The 1923-nt window shown below is 75.7% G+C and carries 2 protein-coding genes; both read left to right on the forward strand.

What is annotated here, in order from left to right; genetic code table 11:
- Positions 1 to 27 precede the first annotated feature (27 nt).
- On the forward strand, positions 28 to 1653 hold the full coding sequence (locus tag AB0C29_RS46125; RefSeq protein WP_360834394.1) for a lipid II flippase MurJ: 1626 nt from the start codon (positions 28 to 30) through the stop codon (positions 1651 to 1653).
- On the forward strand, positions 1650 to 1923 hold a 274-nt coding region (locus AB0C29_RS46130), incomplete at its 3' end, for a glycosyltransferase (RefSeq protein ID WP_360834392.1). The genes AB0C29_RS46125 and AB0C29_RS46130, both read left to right, overlap by 4 nt.

Consider the following 1923-nt stretch of genomic DNA (forward strand, 5'->3'; position numbering starts at 1 on the left):
CGACGCGCTGGGCCGCCGGCCGGCGGAATGACCGAAACCGCACCTGCGCCGCGTTCCGGGGCCGGGCGCATCGCCGGGGCGGCCGCGCTCATCGCCGGGCTCACCGTGCTCGCCCGCATCGCCGGTTTCGGCCGCACGGTGGTGTTCATCAGCACGGTCCGCGACAACTCGCTCGGCGACCTCTACAACGCGGCCAACACCGTGCCGAACATCGTCTTCGAGCTGGTCGCGGGCGGGGCGCTGGCCAGCCTGGTGGTGCCGCTGCTGGCCGGGGCGGTGGCGGCGGGCGACCGGGAGCGGGTCAACGCGGTCGCGTCGGCCCTGCTGACCTGGACGTTGCTGCTGCTCGTGCCGCTGGCGCTGCTGGTCGCGCTGTTCGCCGGGCACATCGTCGGCCTGCTGCCGCACATGCCACCCGACGCCCACGAGGTGGGCACGCGGATGCTGCGGATCTTCGCTCCGCAACTCCCGCTGTACGGGGTGGGCATCGTGCTCACCGGCGTCCTGCAGGCCCACCACCGCTTCGCCTGGCCCGTGATCGCCCCTTTGCTGTCCAGCGTCACCGTGATGGGGGCGTACCTCACGTACGCGCTGGTCGACGGCCGCGGCAGCGGACTCGGTCGCCTTACCACCGGCGGTGAGCTGGCTCTGTCCCTCGGGACCACGCTGGGCGTCGTCGTGCTCAGCCTGTGCCTGCTGATCCCGCTGCGCGGCCTGCGCCTGCGGATGCGACCGGCCCTGCGGTTCCCGGGCGACGCGGGACGCCAGGTGGTCCGCCTCGGCTGGGCCGGCGCCGTCACCGTCGGCTCCCAGCAGCTCATGGTCGTGGTCGTGCTCGCCCTGGCGGCCGGCGACGGCGACCTGACCCGGTTCAACCTGGCCCAGGCGCTGTATCTGCTGCCCTGGGCGGTGCTGGCCGTGCCGCTGGCCACCGCCGCATACCCGACGTTGTCCGCGACAGCCGAGCGTGGCGACGAGGACGGCTACCGTGCCGCGCTGGCCGGGACAGCCCGTACGGTCGCGCTGCTGGCCTGCCTCGGCGGCGCGGCCCTGGTCGCCGTCGCCCAGCCGGTCGCCGCGCTGCTCGGCACCCCACAGGCAGCGCCCGGCATCGTGGGATTCGCGCCCGGTCTGCTGGGCTACGCCCTGTTCGCGCTGCTCTCCCGCGCGCTCTACGCCCGCGGCGCGACGGCGTCCGCGGCTGCGGCCACCGCGGCGGGCTGGGCGGTCGCCGCGCTGGCCGCGCTGATCCTGACCGCTGCGCTGCCCGGCAACGACCGGGTGCTCGCGCTGGCCCTGGCCAACAGCGTCGGCATGCTCGCGCTGGGGGCGTTGCTGGTGGCTGCCGTACGCCGCCGCGCCGGCCCCGGAGCGCTGACGGGACTGCCCCGCGCGACCGTCGTCGGTATCGTGGCGGCGGTCGTGGCCGGACTGGCCGGGCGGGGTGCGGTCGAGGGCCTGCGGCACGTGTCCGGGGCCACCCCGGCAGGCGGGGCGAGCCTGCTCTCGGGCATGCTGGGCGGTGTCGTGGTGGTCGTCGTCTTCCTCGCGGTGACCTACCCGCTGGACCGCCACGACCTGCGGCCCCTGGTCGCCACCGTGACCGGGCGGATCCGCCGGAAGCCGACACCGGACGAGAAAGGCGCAACGTGACCGACGCAGCGCGGGCGACGACGTGGCACGGCTCGGTCGCGCTGGTGCTGGGCTCCAGCACCGGCGGCGTCGGACAGCACGTGGCCTCGCTGACCCGCGGCCTGATCGCGGCCGGCTGCCGGGTGCTCGTGTGCGGACCGACCGCGGCCGACGAGCTGTTCGGCTTCTCCGCGGCCGGGGCCCAGTTCGCCCCGGTGGAGATCCCGGCCAACCCCGGCCCGCAGGACTCCGGCGCGGTCCGCGCCCTGCGCAAGGCACTGACCGGCCGCG

It is taken from the genome of Actinoplanes sp. NPDC048791 (assembly GCF_040650095.1).
GTDB lineage: Bacteria > Actinomycetota > Actinomycetes > Mycobacteriales > Micromonosporaceae > Actinoplanes.

Excerpts from the sequence above, each read along its gene's own strand:
- AB0C29_RS46125 (WP_360834394.1), top strand. The coding sequence starts at position 28 with ATGACCGAAACCGCACCTGCGCCGCGTTCCGGGGCCGGGCGCATCGCC.